We start from the raw sequence: 14,412 nt of genomic DNA, 5'->3' as shown, positions 1-14,412 counted from the left end.
CGCGGGCCGGCCCGGTGCGGCCGTGCAGCGCTGAGCCGGCCTCAGGGCCCCGCTGCCGCGCCGGCCTCCGCCCCCGAGCGATCGGCCGAGCCGCGGCCCCTGGCGGGTCCCGGCCGGCCGCCGGTACGGCGCGCCGGCCACGCGGCCGCCGAACGGTCACCGACTCCCGCCTCCCGCAAGCCTCTTGACCCGCCAATTGGTGCAGTCCAATAGTGGTAGCGCTCCCATCGCTCCTCCCCCACCTCCCCGTCTCCGCAAGGCGACAACCCCCACACCCACCCCAGGAGCCCGTTGTGCTCTCCCGTCGTGCCCTTCTCACCGCCGCAGCGGCCACCGCGACCGCTCTCCCCCTGACGGCTGCCGGCACCGCCACCGCCCGCTCGCGAGCAGGCACCCTCGCCGCCGCTCTCCCGATCGCGCTCGCCAACAACTCGGGCGGCTCCGCACCGGTCTATGCGTACATATCCGGTGCGGACACCTCCGGATGGCCCGGTTTCGTCACCGCGGACGGACGCTTCCACCGGCTGCCCAGCCCGTCCTCGGTCCTGACACCGACGCCCGACTACGCCATTCCCCTGGGCGGTTCGGGTTCCGCGCCCACCCGTCTGACGCTGGGCGACTACGTGATCGGCGGCCGCGTCTGGTTCTCGACCGGGCGCAAGATCCAGTTCTTCGTCAACCCGCCGGGCGGCAACGGCGGCGTGCCCGGCCTGGTGCAGCCCGGCTTCACCAGCACCGATCCCAACTGGACCACCAGCTGGACGTTCTGCGAGTTCACCTACAACTCGGCGAACCTGTACGCCAACATCAGCTACGTCGACATGGTCGCCCTGCCGGTCTCGATGGCCACCACCGGCGCCGCCGGGAACCAGTCGGTACCGGCACTGCCCTCGGGCGCCCTGTCGTCCCTCGCCTCCGGGCTGCGGGCACAGCACGCGGCGGACGGTGCGCCCTGGGACCAGTTGGTCGCCACCGACTCCTCGGGCACGGTCCTGCGCGTGCTGGCGCCCTCCCACGCGCCCGCGGACTTCGGCGCGTACTGGAGGCCGTACCTGGACCGGGTGTGGGACTACTACCGCACCCACACCCTCACCGTGGACGGCCAGGGGTCGATAGGCGCCTACTCCGGGACCGTCAGCGGCGACGTGCTCACGTTCGCCGGGCTCAACACCAACGGAGTGCCCTTCACCAAGCCCTCCGCCGCCGACATCTTCGGCTGCGCGAGCGGGCCCCTGTACAACTCCGGGGCCGACGCCCGCGCCGCCGTCGCCGCCCGCCTCGCCGCCGCCCTCAACCGCTCCAGCCTCCTGGTCGCCGGAGGGGCTTCCCAGCCGAACGGTGTCACTCCCGCCCAGTACTACACGGAGTCGATCACCAACCACTACGCCCGTCTGGTGCACCGGTACGCGAACATCGGCTACGCCTTCCCGTACGACGACGTCGGCCCCACCGGCAGCGCCCCGGTCGACGGCCACCTCCAGGACCCCGCCCCCACCTCCTGGACCATCACCCTGGGCCCCGGCGGCGGAGGGACGACCCCGCCCCAGGGAGGCGGCGGCACCAGCGCCTACTCCACCATCCAGGCGGAGGACTACACCGCTCAGAGCGGCACGCAGACCGAGATCTGCACCGACACCGGAGGCGGCCGCGACGTGGGGTACCTCGCGGCCGGGGACTGGCTGAAGTACGCCTCGGTGGACTTCGGGTCCGCCTCCCCGGCGCAGTTCCTGGCCCGGGTCGCCTCCGGAGTGGGTGCCGGCGTCAGCGGCGCGATCCGCGTGCGGGTGGACAGCGCCACCGGGCCGCAGATCGCCGAGATCGACCTCGGCTCCACGGGCGGCTGGCAGACCTGGCGCACCGTGCCCGCCAACATCACCCGGGCGGTCACCGGCGTCCACGACCTCTACGTGACGTTCGCGGAGAGCACCGTCGAGTTCGTCAACCTCAACTGGTTCACCTTCACTCACTGATCTCACCGGCACGGCACTGCTCCGCCCGCCGGGGTGCCTGCCCGGTGGCTCGTCAGGACCGGCAGCGCAGCATCTCCAGCGGCGGGTTGGCGTGGAAGTCCGCCCAGAAGTCCGCGCCGAACTCGCGCAGGCCGGCTTCCGAGACCGTCAGCGGGACCCAGGTCACCTCGCTGAACCCGGCAGCCCGCAGGCACCTCGCGTAGACCTCCCGGCGCGGGCGGTTGGCGACGAACGAGACCGGCGGGTCGAGCAGTGCCGTGATCCGCACCTGCGGTCCGGTCTCGGCCTCCTCCCCGGTGAGTACGCTGCGAAAGCCGTACTTGTCCGGGGTCGGTCCGTCGAAGCTGAAGTCGGGCGACTGGTTGAGCACGAAGAACTCGCCGCCGGGCTTCAGACCGCGGTGGGCGTTGCGGCACATCCGCTCCATGACGGCGATGTCCTCGGCGTAGCCGAACAGTTGGACCGCCAGCCCGATGTCGAAGCGCTGCTCGAAAGTCCGCAGATCGCAGACGTCGCCCACCTCGTAGCGCACGTCCAGCGGGTGGCGCTTCTCCAACTGCTCGGCGACGGCGACCATCTCACCGGAGATGTCGATGCCGAGCACGTCCGTGGCGCCGCGCCGCTTGAACTCCCGGCTGTAGAAGCCCGTACCGCAGGCCAGGTCGAGGACCGACCTGCCGCGCACGTCCCCGACCATCGCCAGGAAGCTGGGTACCACCGCGTACTGCTCCAGCGGCAGGGCCTTGAACCCTTCGTAGGCCTCACCGATCTCGTCGTACTGCTGCTGCCCGCTCACCGTTCCGTCCTCCCCGTGTCCCGGTCGCCTTCGCGCTCACGGCCCACACCCCGGGGGCGGCCGCGACCCGCAGCCGGCAGTCTCCACGGATCCCGGCAGGCCCTCGTACTGGCCGAAGACACGAAGATCAGGAGATCGTTCCGTCCTCCTCTACAGACGGGTGGCCCGGCCACCGCTCAGCACGGCAGGTGTGTGCCCTGCCCACCTAGGCGGGGCCCGGCCGGTCACACACAGTGGAAGGGACAGCAGCGGTGAGTTGTGTGTTTCCCAGACGGACGTGACGGGGGATGAGATGTGGAACGGCGGCGTGTGCGCGGCGGACGGACGGAACCGGGCCGGCGGCCCGGCCCCCGTCGGTGCCTGCGACGACGTCTTCGACGACCTGTGCTCGGCGCTGTTCGCGTCCCTGCCCCGCCGGGACCAGCGCAGGAGGGGCATGGAGTACGTGGGCGGCCTGCTGCGCACCGAGGGGCGCAAGTCGATACGGAACATCGCCGCGACGACCGGTGGCTCGGCCACCGAGCAGCGGCTGCACCACTTCGTCACCAGCTCGACGTGGGACTGGGTCTCGGTGCGCCGGGACCTGGCGCGCTACCTGGCCCGTGTGGCACCGCCCGAGGCGTGGGTCGTGCATCCCGTGGTCATCCCCAAGGCCGGTGAGCACTCCGTGGGGGTGGAGCGGCAGTTCGTGTCCGCCATGGGCCAGGTGCTCAACGCCCAGCAGGCCGTGGGCGTCTGGGCGGCGTCGCAGCGGCTGTGCGCGCCGGTCAACTGGCGGCTGCTGCTCTCCGCGGCCTGGCTGGGGAACGGACGGCGGCGGGTTCGGGCGTCGATCCCCGAGGGGCTGCTGCTGGAGCGGACCCTCGGCGACTGCTCCATCGAGGCGTGCCTCGACACGGCGGCGGAGGTGGGGCTGCCGGTGCGGCCGGTGGTGCTGGACGCGCGGGACGCGGACGGCGCGGCGGTGGTCCGCAGGCTGCGCGCGGCGAACCTGCCCGTACTGGCCCGCGTCAGCGGTTCGCTGCCGCTGTCCGTGACGGATGCGGCCCTCGCGCCGCGCGGCGGCGCCCCGGTGCCGGCGCACCAGATCATGGGCGCGGCCCGGGAGATGCGGCGCCCGGCCCGCTGGGGGGCGGACCGCGGTGCCGTCCGGACGAGCCTGGTCGCGGGCCTGCGGGTCGCGCTGCCGGGGGAAGCGGGAGCAGGGCCGTCCGCCCGCCGGACCGGCGAAGCCGCGCTCGGAGCGGCCGGCGGCACGGACCTGCTGCTCGTCGGCGAGTGGCGGGGACGCCAGAGGTGGCCCGCGGCGCTGTGGCTGACCGACCTGACCAAGGCACCCCCCACCGCCCTCCTGCGGCTCGGGTCGCTGCTGCGCAGGGTCGACCGGGACTTCGCCGCGATCTCGGACCAGGTCGGGCTGCGGGACTACGCAGGCCGGTCCTTCAGCGGCTGGCACCGCCATGTCACGCTCGCCTCCGCCGCGCATGCGGTGGCCGCCCTGACCGGCGCGGCCGGGGCGTACCTGGATCAGGCGTCCTGACCGGGTACGCGCTCGCCGTGCGGCGTGCCGCGGCGGGCGCGCAGGACGTGCCGGATTTGTGCCAGCCTGAGCGCCGTACGGACCTCGAAGGCCCGCTCCGGGTTCTGCCACTCGGCTCCCAGCAGCTCACCGACCCGCTTGAGGCGGCGGGCGACGGTGTTGGGGTGCACGTGCAGCCTTCGGGCCGCGTGCGTGGGGCTGCCCCCGGTGGCGAAGTACGTCTCCAGGGTGCGGGCGAGGTCGGTGGACGAGCGCCGGTCGGTGTCGGTCACCGGACCGATCGTCGCGTCGATGAAGCCGTCGACGTCGTGGTCGTCGGCCAGGAGCAGCCCGAGGAAACCCAGTTCGCGCAGGGATGCGGCGCTTCCTTCGGCGCCGAGTGCGCTCATCGCGTCGAGACAGCGCTGCGCCTCCCTGCGGCCCTGGAGGACCGATCCCGTTCCGGTCACCGGGCCGGCGGCGCCGACGGTCACGGCGGTGCCGAGCAGCGGTGACAGCTCGTCGTGGACGGCCCGGGCGGCGGCTGCGGCGTCCGCGCCCGGCAGGAGCAGCACGGCTTCGCGGTCGTGCACGCTCTTCAGCCCGCCCTTGCGCCGCGCGTAGGAGGCCGCCCAGACGACCACCCTGCCCCGGTCGCCCTCCTGGGGGCGGGCGATGACCACGACGTGCGGCTGCCCCAGGTCGATGCCCAGTCGGAGCGCGGTGGTCTCCAGTCGCCGGGGAGGGTGTTCGGAGTGGGTGAGGAGGTCGTCGAAGAGCTGGTCGCGCACCCGGCCGCGGTCGTCGGCGGCGCTGCGGCCGCTGCGTGAGAGCAGCAGCACCGCCACGCAACGGGTGGCCAGGTGCAGCAGCCGCTCGTCGAGGCCGGTGAGCGGTCGGCCGGGACGCAGGAAGAGCGAGCCCAGCACCTCGTCGCCGGCGAGGATCGGCGCCACCCAGGTGTCGTCGTCCGTCGGCAGCGGCCTGGCGGCACCGTGGGCCCTCATGGCGGCGGCGACCGCCCCGAGATCCCCGGTGCCGGCCGCGCGGGGGTCGTCGTCCGCCCCCGCGGGCGGGCCCGCGCGGCACGGCCCTGCTGCCGCGGTGCGGTCCGCGGTGTCGGTGAGCACCGTGCCGTCCGTCGCGCAGACGCGTACCGCTCCGCCGAGGCGGCGGGCCAGCTCCGCGGCCACCGCGTGCAGGTCCGTGCCGTCCAGCACCAGATCCGTCAACCTGTCCTGGAGCGCTCCCAGTTCGCGTTGCTCGCGCAGGGCCGACTCGGTGCGGTCGGCCGTGTGGGAGAGGCGGCGGACGAGGGCGGTGGACCGGTCCAGGACACGGGCGTTCTCCACGGCCGCGGCGGCCAGGTGCCCCAGGGAGGTCATCAGCGAGATCTCGTCGGTCGTGAAGTGCCTGACCTTCCGGTCGGCCGCGTACAGCACGGCGAAGGTCCTGCTGCCGTAGCTGAGCGGAACCGCGCTCACGGCGTGCAGTCCCTCGGCGCGGACCACCTCGTCCAGGGCCCGACTGCGCCGGATCGAGCCGTCGGTGAGGTAGTCGGGCGTCCAGGCGGGCGCCGAGTCGGCCAGGACGTCGCCGACCAGCCCGGCGTCGTCGGGCAGTCGCAGACCCACGGTGAGCGTCGAGGTGTGGCCCTCGCAGGCCCGGACCCGGACCGCCCCTTGGTCCTCCTCGGGAAAGGCGATGAAGGACATGTCGGTGCCGAGCAGGGTCCGCGTGCGCCGGGTGACGACCTTGAGCAGGGAGGCCAGGTCGTACGGTGCCGCGAGGTCCCGGGCGATGTCGACCAGCGTCGACAGCCCCTTCTCCAGCCGGTGTTGGCGGCCCAGCTGTGCGTAGAGGCTCAGTTCCAGGTCCCGGGCGCGTTCCAGCTGTTCGTACTGCCCTGTCTGCCCTTCCTCGCCCCTTTGCCCGTGATTCTCCCTTTGTTCGTGCTCCCCCGCTCCGGGGCCGCCGCGCCGGACGTACGCCACCAGGGCCTCCAGGCGGTCGGCCGGTGCTTCGCCGGCGAGTAACTCCCGTACGGCAGTGGTGTACGACTTCGCGTGGTCCCGTGGCACGTGGCTCCCCCGGTGGTACAGCTGTGTTCCCTGGCTGGCGAGAGCTTGAAGCTATGCACGCGCCACGGGCGCAGTCAACATTTTGTTGAAACGTTGTCGGGGCCGGGGGCGTTCACACTGCCGTGGACGCCCGCCCCTCACCGGTGGAGAGCAGTGCCGTCCGCTCCTGCCCGACCTGATGGAGTCGGCCGTACTTGACGGAGTCCGGCGAAAGCCGTTGGCGGGTCCGTGGGCCGCGGCCCACGATCGTGGCGACCGGGAACCGGCCGCGGCTCACGGTGCCGGGCACCGGCGCGCCCTTCCGTGCCGGGCGGGCATCCGTGCGCCTTTTTCACGCCAACGGGAAGCGCTATGACCAGTCTCGCCGTCATCTACTACTCGTCCACCGGGAACGTCCACCAGCTGGCCGACGCCGCGGCGACCGCCGGGAAGAAGGCGGGCGCCGACGTACGCCTGCGCCGGGTCGCCGAACTCTTCCCGCCCGACACGGTCGCCGGGAACCCCGCCTGGGCCGGCCATCTCGCCGCGACGCGCGACGTCGCCGAGGCCGCCCTGGAGGACCTGGAGTGGGCCGACGCGCTGCTGTTCGGCACGCCGACCCGCTTCGGGCTGCCAGCGGCCCAGCTCAAGCAGTTCCTCGACACCACCGTCACGCTGTCCCTCGCGGGGAAGCTGGTGAACAAGGTCGTGGCGTCCTTCACCTCCACGGCGGCCACGCACAGCGGCCAGGAGAGCACCCTCCTGGCCCTGAACAACACCTTCTACCACTGGGGCTCGATCATCGTGCCGACCGGCGCCGTGGACCCCGTCCTCGCCACGCCGGACAACGGCAACCCGTACGGCGTCAGCAGCGTCTCCAGGGGCCGCCCCGCCGGCGCGGCCCCCGACAACCTCGCCGCGATCGAGGTGCAGGCCCGCCGTGTCATCGACATCGCCGCCGCCCTGAAGCGCGGTTCCGCCGCGGGCTGACGCCCCGCCCGGACCCCCGGCCACCAGCACCAGCACCAGCACCAGCACCAGCACCAGCACCAGCACCAGCACCAGCACCAGCGGAGGACGGAACAGATGGAGCACAAAGTTGCCCTGGTCACCGGGGCCGCGGGCGGGATCGGGGCGGCCGTGGTCCGGGCGCTCGGCGAGCGGGGCGTGCGGGTGGCCGCCCTCGACCGCGACGTGGCGCGGCTGCGTGACACCGTGGCCGCGGCGGCGGCCGACGGACTGAGCGTCCAGGCGTTCGGCTGCGACGTGTCGGACAGCGCCCGCGTCGACTCCGTGGTCGGCGCCGTCGAGGAACAGCTCGGACCGGTGGAGTACCTGGTCAACGCGGCCGGAGTGCTGCGTCTGGGCGAGACGAGGGACCTGGCGGACGAGGACTGGGCGGCCACCTTCGCGGTCAACGCCACCGGCGTCTTCCACATGTGCCGCGCGGTCGTCTCCCGCATGGTGCCCCGCTCCCGGGGAGCCGTCGTCACCGTGGCGTCCAACGCCGCCGCCACGCCCCGCACGGAGATGGCCGCCTACGCCGCCTCCAAGGCCGCGGCGTCCATGTTCACCAAGAGTCTGGGCCTGGAGGTGGCCAGACACGGGATCCGCTGCAACGTCGTGGCCCCCGGTTCGACCGACACCCCGATGCTGTCGTCGATGTGGCACGACGAGTCGGGCCCCCGGGGGACGGTCGAGGGCCGGCCGGAGGCGTTCCGCGTGGGCATCCCGCTGGGCCGGCTGGCGCGCCCCTCGGACGTCGCCGAGGCCGTCGTCTTCCTGCTCTCCGACCAGGCCTCCCACATCACCCTGCACGACCTGACGGTCGACGGCGGCGCCGCACTCGGTGCCTGACCGCACCGGCCCCCGTGCGGGCGTCCCCCACCCACGTGTTCCCGGCAACGGAGGAAAGCCATGGCGGGCATACCCCGCATCGAACCGTACGCCCTGCCCACCGCGGCCGACCTGCCCGGCAACGTCGCCCAGTGGACCCCGGACCCCGCTCGCGCGGTCCTGCTCGTCCACGACATGCAGCGGTACTTCCTGAAGCCCCTGCCGGACACCCCGCGGCTTGAGCTGGTGGCCAACGCCGCGCTGCTGCGCGAGCGGTGCGCCGCGCTCGGCGTTCCGGTCGCGTACACCGCGCAGCCCGGCGACATGACCGAGGCGCAGCGCGGACTGCTGCGGGACTTCTGGGGGCCCGGGATGACTGCGGCGCTCGCCGACCGGCGGATCGTGGACGCCCTGACCCCGGCTGCCCAGGACTGGGTCCTCACCAAGTGGCGCTACAGCGCGTTCTTCCGCTCCGAGCTGCTGGACCGGATGCGCGACGGCGGTCGCGACCAGCTCATCGTGTGCGGTGTGTACGCCCATGTCGGTGTCCTCATGACCGCGGTGGAGGCGTTCAGCCATGACATCCGGACCTTCCTGGTGGCCGACGCCGTCGCGGACCTCTCGGCGGCGCACCACCGTATGGCCCTCGAGTACGCCGCGGCGCGCTGCGCGATGACCGTGACCGCCAAGGAGGTCTTCGCGTGACCCAGGCCGGACACGGCCCGCACTCCGGTGCGGCAGCCCAGGGGCGCGACTCGTCCTCGCCCGAGCGGGACGTGTCCCTCCAGGGGCGCGACTCGTCCTCGCCCGAGCGGGACGTGTCCCTCCAGGGGCATGACTCGCCCTCACAGGGACAGGACCTGCTCAGCCGGGTGCTGGCGCCGCGGCCGCCCGCCTTCGCGCTGCTGCACCGCCCGGAGACCACCGGCCCGGCAGTGGTGGAGGTGCTGGTCGGCGAGGTGTCCACCCCCGCCACGCTGGCCGACATACGGCTGCCGGAGAGCGCCGCCGGGGCCGCAGGGCCGCGGCACGAGGTGCTGACGGTCGTACCGTACCGGCAGATCTCGGAACGCGGCTTCGCGTGCGTGGACGACGGCGCACCGCTGCTCGCCCTGACCGTCACGGAGCAGAGCGAGCTGTCGGTCGCGGAGGTACTGGCCCGCGTGCCCGACGTGCCGATCCGGTTGACCGGCGGGCACTTCGACATGGACGACGAGACGTACGCCGGCACCGTCCGCGCGGTGGTCGCCGACGAGATCGGCCAGGGCGCCGGGGCGAACTTCGTCATCAAGCGTTCGTACGTCGCCGACATCGCGGGCTACGGCGTCGGCAGCGCGCTGGCGTTCTTCCGGCGGCTGCTGGAGCGGGAGTCGGGCACGTACTGGACCTTCGTCGTCCACACCGGGGAGCGCACCTTCGTCGGCGCCACCCCCGAACGGCACATCAGCCTGCGGGACGGCGTCGCCGTGATGAACCCGGTCAGCGGCACCTACCGGTACCCGCCGTCCGGCCCGACCCTGCCGGAGGTGCTGGAGTTCCTCGCCGACACGAAAGAGGCCGACGAGCTGTACATGGTCGTCGACGAGGAGCTGAAGATGATGGCCCGCATCTGTGACATTGGCGGACGCGTGGTGGGGCCGTACCTCAAGGAGATGGCCCGCCTGGCCCACACGGAGTACGTCATCGAGGGGCGCAGCGACCGCGACCCGCGCCGCGTGCTGCACGAGACGATGTTCGCGCCGACGGTCACCGGCAGCCCGCTGGAGAGCGCCTGCCGTGTCATCCGCCGCTACGAGCCGCAGGGCCGCGGCTACTACAGCGGGGCCGTGGCGCTGATGGGGCGCGACGAGCGCGGCCGCCGCACGCTGGACTCCTCCATCCTCATCCGCACCGCCGACATCGACACCGGCGGCCGGGTGCGCATCGGCGTCGGCGCCACCCTCGTCCGGCACTCCGACCCGGCCTCCGAGGTGGCCGAGACCCGGGCCAAGGCGGCCGGACTCCTGTCCGCGCTGGAGGCCGACGAGCCCCGGAGGTTCGCCGAGCACCCGCGCGTACGGGCCGCGCTGGAGCGGCGCAACGCGACGCTCGCCGGGTTCTGGCTGGCGGAGCGGGCCGGCCCGGCCTCGCTGGACCCGGCACTGGCCGAGCGCCGGGTGCTGGTCGTCGACGCCGAGGACACCTTCACCGCGATGATCGCCCATCAGCTCCGTGCGCTGGACCTGTCCGTGACGGTATGCCGTTTCGACGAGCCGTACGAGGTGGACGCCCACGACCTCGTGGTGCTGGGGCCGGGTCCGGGCTCGCCGTGGCAGACGGACGATCCCCGGATCGGCCACATGCGCTCTGCGGTGCGCACGCTGCTGCGCGAGCGGCGGCCGTTCCTCGCCGTGTGCCTGAGCCATCAGGTGCTGAGCGCGGAACTCGGCTTCGCCCTGACCCGGCGTGAGGTCCCGCACCAGGGGGTGCAGCGCGAGATCGACCTCTTCGGCTCCCCGGAGCGGGTCGGCTTCTACAACACCTTCGCCGCGGTCAGCGACGCCGACCGGGTGGAGTGCCCGGACGTGGGCGTGGTGGAGGTGAGCCGGGAGCCGGGCAGCGGCGAGGTGCACGCGCTGCGGGGCCCGCACTTCGCCTCGATGCAGTTCCACGCCGAGTCGCTGCTCACCGAGGACGGGCCGCGCATCGTCGGCCGTCTCATGGCGGAGGTGCTGGGCGCGCGGGTCCGCCTTCCCTGACCGCTTCCGTACTCCGATGTGCAGGGCCGCGTCCCGGACCGGGACGTGGGCCGTGCACCCCGTTCTCAAGCCGAGGAAATGCCTGATGTCTCGCAGCTCCGCCCGTCACGGTGGTCTCCATCTCGGACTCGTTCCCCAGTTGGCCGCCGCGAGGAACGGCGGCACACCCATCACCCTCGACCACGAAATGGACCTGTTCCCCGGCAGCGGACGGCAGTCGACGGTCGCCGAACTGGCCGATCGGGTGGACGACGTGGCGGCCCGGCTGTGGGCCGGCGGTGTCCGGCCCAGTGAGCACGTGGTGATCCACAAGACCTCGAACTTCGACATCTACGTGCTGGCCACCGCGACCGCGCGGATCGGCGCCGTACCCGTCATGCTCTCCCCCGCGCTGGACGGCGACAGCGTCATCACCCTCATCGAGCGGCTGGAGCGCCCCCACCTGGTGACGGACGCGGCCAAACTCACCGGGCCACTGTCCGCCGCACGTCCGGGCGACCTCACCGACCGCCTCTTCGTCACCGCGGGGGACCTGCCCGGGGCCGCGTCCTTGGCGGAGCTGGCGGGCTCGCCCCGGCGCCGGCCGGTGCTGATGCACCCCGACCACCCGGCCCTGATGACCCACACCTCCGGCACCACCGGCCTGCCCAAACTGGTCGTGCACTCCGCGCGCACGCTGCACGGGCGCTACCGGCCGCAGCAGAGACTGGCCGCGCTCGTGCGGGGCCCGGAAACCGTCGCACTGCACGTGTCGTTCGTGCATTCGCGGATGTACCTGGCGCTCGCCGTCCTGCTGCCGCGCGCGATGCCGCTGGTCGTCATGGATGAATCCGGGCCGGAGGCCGTCGCGGAGCTGTTCGCGGCCACCCGGCCCGGGTTCGTCGAGACCCACCCGAACTCGTTCATGGAGTGGGAGCCGCTCGCCGACGACCCGCGCAGGCCGTTCTCGTCGGTCCGCTATTTCAGCAGCACCTTCGACGCCATCCACCCGGGCACGATGGACCGGCTGCTGCGGGCCTCGGAGCGTCGCTCCCCGGTCTTCTTCCAGATCTACGGCCAGAGCGAGTGCGGCCCGCTCGTCGGCCGCGGCTACACCCGCAAGGGTGCGCACAAGGCCGACGGGCGGTGCCTGGGCTTCGCCATGCCGGGGATGACCAGGTTCCGGCTCGTCCCCCGGGACGGGGCCCGGCCCTCCCGCGAGACCCCCGGTTACATCGAAGTGAGCACACCCGGGCGGGCGTTGACCTACTTCGGCGAGAGGGCGCGCTTCGAGCAGCAGGTCCACGGCAAGTGGTGGCGGGGAGGCGACGTCGGCTACCGGACGAAGTGGGGGTGCCTGCACCTGCTGGACCGCGAGGTCGACGTCATCACCGGCATCCGCAGCACCCTGGCGGTCGAGGACGTCGTCCTGGGCCGGCTGGCCGAACTGGCCGAACTCGTCCTGGTGTCCGGCCCGCGGCAGGAGCCGGTGCCCGTCGTCTGCACCAGGGACGACCGGCCCCTGGACACGGCGCGCTGGCACGAGGCCGTGGCCGACCTGGAGCCGATGGCCGACCCGGTCCAGCTGACGTCGGCGGAGCTTCCCCGCACGGCCACCATGAAGATCAGACGCATCGAGCTGGCGCAGCGGCTGCGGGAGCGCCTGGAGCGGGCGTCGTGACGCAGGGACGGAACGACGGCGTGGCGGACGAGCGGGACGACGGTGTGAGGGACGGACGGAACGACGGCGTGGCGGACGAGCGGGACGACGGTGTGACGGGCGGACGGAACGACGGCGTGGCGGACGAGCGCGGTGGCAAGGTGACAGGCGGGCGCAAAGAGAGGGCAGTCGCCGCGCGTGGCGGCCTGGCGGGCCGGGGGGTCCGTGGCGAACAGGCGGGCCGGGACGTCGACGTGCTCGTGGTCGGCGCCGGACCGACCGGGCTGCTGGCCGCCTGCGAACTGCTCAGACGAGGCGTGCGCGTGCGGGTCGTCGATCGCGCCCCGCAGCCGGTGCGCGCCCCCAAGGCGCTGTCGCTGTGGCCGCGGGCCCTCGACATCCTCCAGGACGTGGGCGTCCTCGACGGGATTCGCGACGCCTCGCAGCGGATCGACGCGTTCAGCTACTTCTCCGACGGGCATCCGGTGGCCTCCTTCGGCTTCGCCGAGGACCTGGCGTCCCGGACGCTGCCCCAGCACGAGACCGAGCGGTTGCTCACCGAGCGCCTGCACGCCCTGGGCGGAAAGGTCGAGCGGGGTGTACGGCTCCTCGGCTTCGACGAGTCGGACCTGGCCGGCCCGATCGAGGCGACCGACCAGGTCACCTCGATCCTGGAACACGCGGACGGCGGGGTGGAGCGGGCGCACACGCCGTTCGTGATCGGCGCGGACGGGGCCCGCAGCGCCGTGCGCGGGCAACTCGGCACCGGGTTCGAAGGGTCGACGTACGAAATGGCGTTCGCGCTGATCGACACACAAGTCGAAGGCGCGCTCCCGGCGGACGAGATCCGCTACTACCAGTCCCCGACGGGGACTTTGGTGATCGTGCCGATGCCCGGCGGGGTGTTCCGGCTGCTGGCCGTCATGCCAGGCGGCCGAAGCGGGATCGACGTGCCCACGATGCAGGGGATCGTCGACGAACGCGGCCCGCGCGGTGTGCGGATCACGCGACCGGTGTGGCAGACGGTGTTCCGCGTCCACGCCCGGCGGGCCACCGAGTTCCAGCGCGGTCGCGTCTTCCTCATGGGCGACGCCGCCCATGTGCACAGCCCGGCCGGCGGTCAGGGCATGAACAACGGTCTCCAGGACGCCCACAACCTGGGCTGGAAGCTCGCCGCCGTCGTCCACGGACGTTCCCCGGCGTCGCTGCTGCTGAGCTACGGACCCGAACGCGTGGAGGCGACCCGGCGGATCGTCCGGGACACGGACCTGCAGACACGGGCCTGGATGGTGGAGCACCCGGCGGCGGTCCGGGTACGGGACACCGCGTTCCGGCTGCTGGAGCGTTCCGGGGCGGTCTCCCGCTTCTACGCGCCGGTGATGGCCGGTCGGCGGCTGGCCTACACCCCGGTCCGGGAGACCCAGCGTCCGTCCGCGCGGCCTGCCTGCTCGGTGCGCGGCCGGTTGCCCGGCGGCGTGCGCGTCGGCGCGGTCTTCCCCCGGGCGGTCGCGGTCGCGCTCGGCATCGCCGGGCCGGGTGCGGACCCGGCGCGCTGGACGGTGGCCGCCGTCTCGTCCCCGGGCGAGGGCGGGTGGCTCGCCGCGGTCGACCGCTCCGTGTCCCGCCGGCCGGGGGTGCGGACGGTGCGGGTCACGCCCGCCGCGCTCGCCCCGCACGGTGCGTGCGGGCGGCCCGGGTACTACCTGATCCGCCCAGACGGCCACATCGCGGCACACGGGCATCAGGGGGATCTGCACCGGCTGCGGGCGGAGCTGGGAGCCGTGCTGCTGGGCCGGCCGTCGGAAACGGGGCCCGAGAGCGGGTTGTCAGGGCCATTCCTGGATGTCTAGTATC

The 14,412-nt window shown here is 73.2% G+C and carries 10 protein-coding genes; 8 read left to right on the top strand and 2 right to left on the bottom strand.

Annotated features, from left to right (window positions below; genetic code table 11):
* Nucleotides 1–293: 293 nt before the first annotated feature.
* Nucleotides 294–1,970, top strand: coding sequence for a beta-1,3-glucanase family protein (locus AB0G56_RS33915; RefSeq protein ID WP_360977329.1), 1,677 nt, complete (start codon nt 294–296; stop codon nt 1,968–1,970).
* Nucleotides 1,971–2,022: 52 nt separating this feature from the next.
* Here AB0G56_RS33915 and AB0G56_RS33910 read toward each other — a convergent pair whose 3' ends face one another.
* Nucleotides 2,023–2,766 (bottom strand): class I SAM-dependent methyltransferase, encoded by a 744-nt coding sequence (locus tag AB0G56_RS33910; RefSeq protein ID WP_360977326.1) that lies wholly within the window; start codon nt 2,764–2,766, stop codon nt 2,023–2,025.
* A gap of 277 nt (nt 2,767–3,043) precedes the next feature.
* On the opposite strand from AB0G56_RS33910, the gene AB0G56_RS33905 reads away from it, so the two are divergent.
* On the top strand, nt 3,044–4,306 hold the full coding sequence (locus AB0G56_RS33905; protein ID WP_360977323.1) for a transposase: 1,263 nt from the start codon (nt 3,044–3,046) through the stop codon (nt 4,304–4,306).
* Here AB0G56_RS33905 and AB0G56_RS33900 read toward each other — a convergent pair.
* Nucleotides 4,294–6,366 carry a helix-turn-helix domain-containing protein gene (locus AB0G56_RS33900; RefSeq protein ID WP_360977321.1) on the bottom strand — a complete coding sequence of 691 codons (2,073 nt, stop codon included), beginning with the start codon at nt 6,364–6,366 and terminating at the stop codon, nt 4,294–4,296. The genes AB0G56_RS33905 and AB0G56_RS33900 overlap by 13 nt on opposite strands.
* Before the next feature lie 351 nt (nt 6,367–6,717).
* Between AB0G56_RS33900 and AB0G56_RS33895 the strand changes: the two genes are divergently transcribed.
* The 6 genes from AB0G56_RS33895 (at nt 6,718) to AB0G56_RS33870 (ending at nt 14,408) form a co-directional block, all read left to right on the top strand.
* The gene (locus AB0G56_RS33895) at nt 6,718–7,335 is read left to right on the top strand and encodes an NAD(P)H-dependent oxidoreductase (RefSeq protein WP_360977318.1); all 618 of its coding nucleotides are present in this window, start codon (nt 6,718–6,720) and stop codon (nt 7,333–7,335) included.
* Nucleotides 7,336–7,431: 96 nt separating this feature from the next.
* The gene (locus tag AB0G56_RS33890; protein WP_360977315.1) at nt 7,432–8,202 is read left to right on the top strand and encodes a 2,3-dihydro-2,3-dihydroxybenzoate dehydrogenase; all 771 of its coding nucleotides are present in this window, start codon (nt 7,432–7,434) and stop codon (nt 8,200–8,202) included.
* A 60-nt stretch (nt 8,203–8,262) separates the two neighbouring features.
* The gene (locus AB0G56_RS33885; RefSeq protein ID WP_360977312.1) at nt 8,263–8,886 is read left to right on the top strand and encodes an isochorismatase family protein; all 624 of its coding nucleotides are present in this window, start codon (nt 8,263–8,265) and stop codon (nt 8,884–8,886) included.
* 113 nt (nt 8,887–8,999) lie between these two features.
* Nucleotides 9,000–10,919 carry an anthranilate synthase family protein gene (locus AB0G56_RS33880; protein WP_360977415.1) on the top strand — a complete coding sequence of 640 codons (1,920 nt, stop codon included), beginning with the start codon at nt 9,000–9,002 and terminating at the stop codon, nt 10,917–10,919.
* A gap of 85 nt (nt 10,920–11,004) precedes the next feature.
* The gene (locus tag AB0G56_RS33875; RefSeq protein WP_360977310.1) at nt 11,005–12,579 is read left to right on the top strand and encodes an AMP-binding protein; all 1,575 of its coding nucleotides are present in this window, start codon (nt 11,005–11,007) and stop codon (nt 12,577–12,579) included.
* Entirely contained in the window at nt 12,576–14,408 is a 1,833-nt protein-coding gene (locus AB0G56_RS33870) for an FAD-dependent monooxygenase (protein ID WP_360977307.1), read from the top strand. The genes AB0G56_RS33875 and AB0G56_RS33870 overlap by 4 nt, the downstream gene beginning before the upstream one ends.
* Nucleotides 14,409–14,412 lie beyond the last annotated feature (4 nt).

Origin of the sequence: Streptomyces sp. NPDC021356 (assembly GCF_040641015.1) — a bacterium.
Taxonomy (GTDB): Bacteria; Actinomycetota; Actinomycetes; order Streptomycetales; family Streptomycetaceae; genus Streptomyces.
This window is presented reverse-complemented; position numbering and strand designations above follow the sequence as displayed.

Coding starts and splice junctions, on each gene's coding strand:
- AB0G56_RS33895 (WP_360977318.1), top strand. CDS start 6,718: ATGACCAGTCTCGCCGTCATCTACTACTCGTCCACCGGGAACGTCCAC.
- AB0G56_RS33890 (WP_360977315.1), top strand. CDS start 7,432: ATGGAGCACAAAGTTGCCCTGGTCACCGGGGCCGCGGGCGGGATCGGG.
- AB0G56_RS33885 (WP_360977312.1), top strand. CDS start 8,263: ATGGCGGGCATACCCCGCATCGAACCGTACGCCCTGCCCACCGCGGCC.
- AB0G56_RS33875 (WP_360977310.1), top strand. CDS start 11,005: ATGTCTCGCAGCTCCGCCCGTCACGGTGGTCTCCATCTCGGACTCGTT.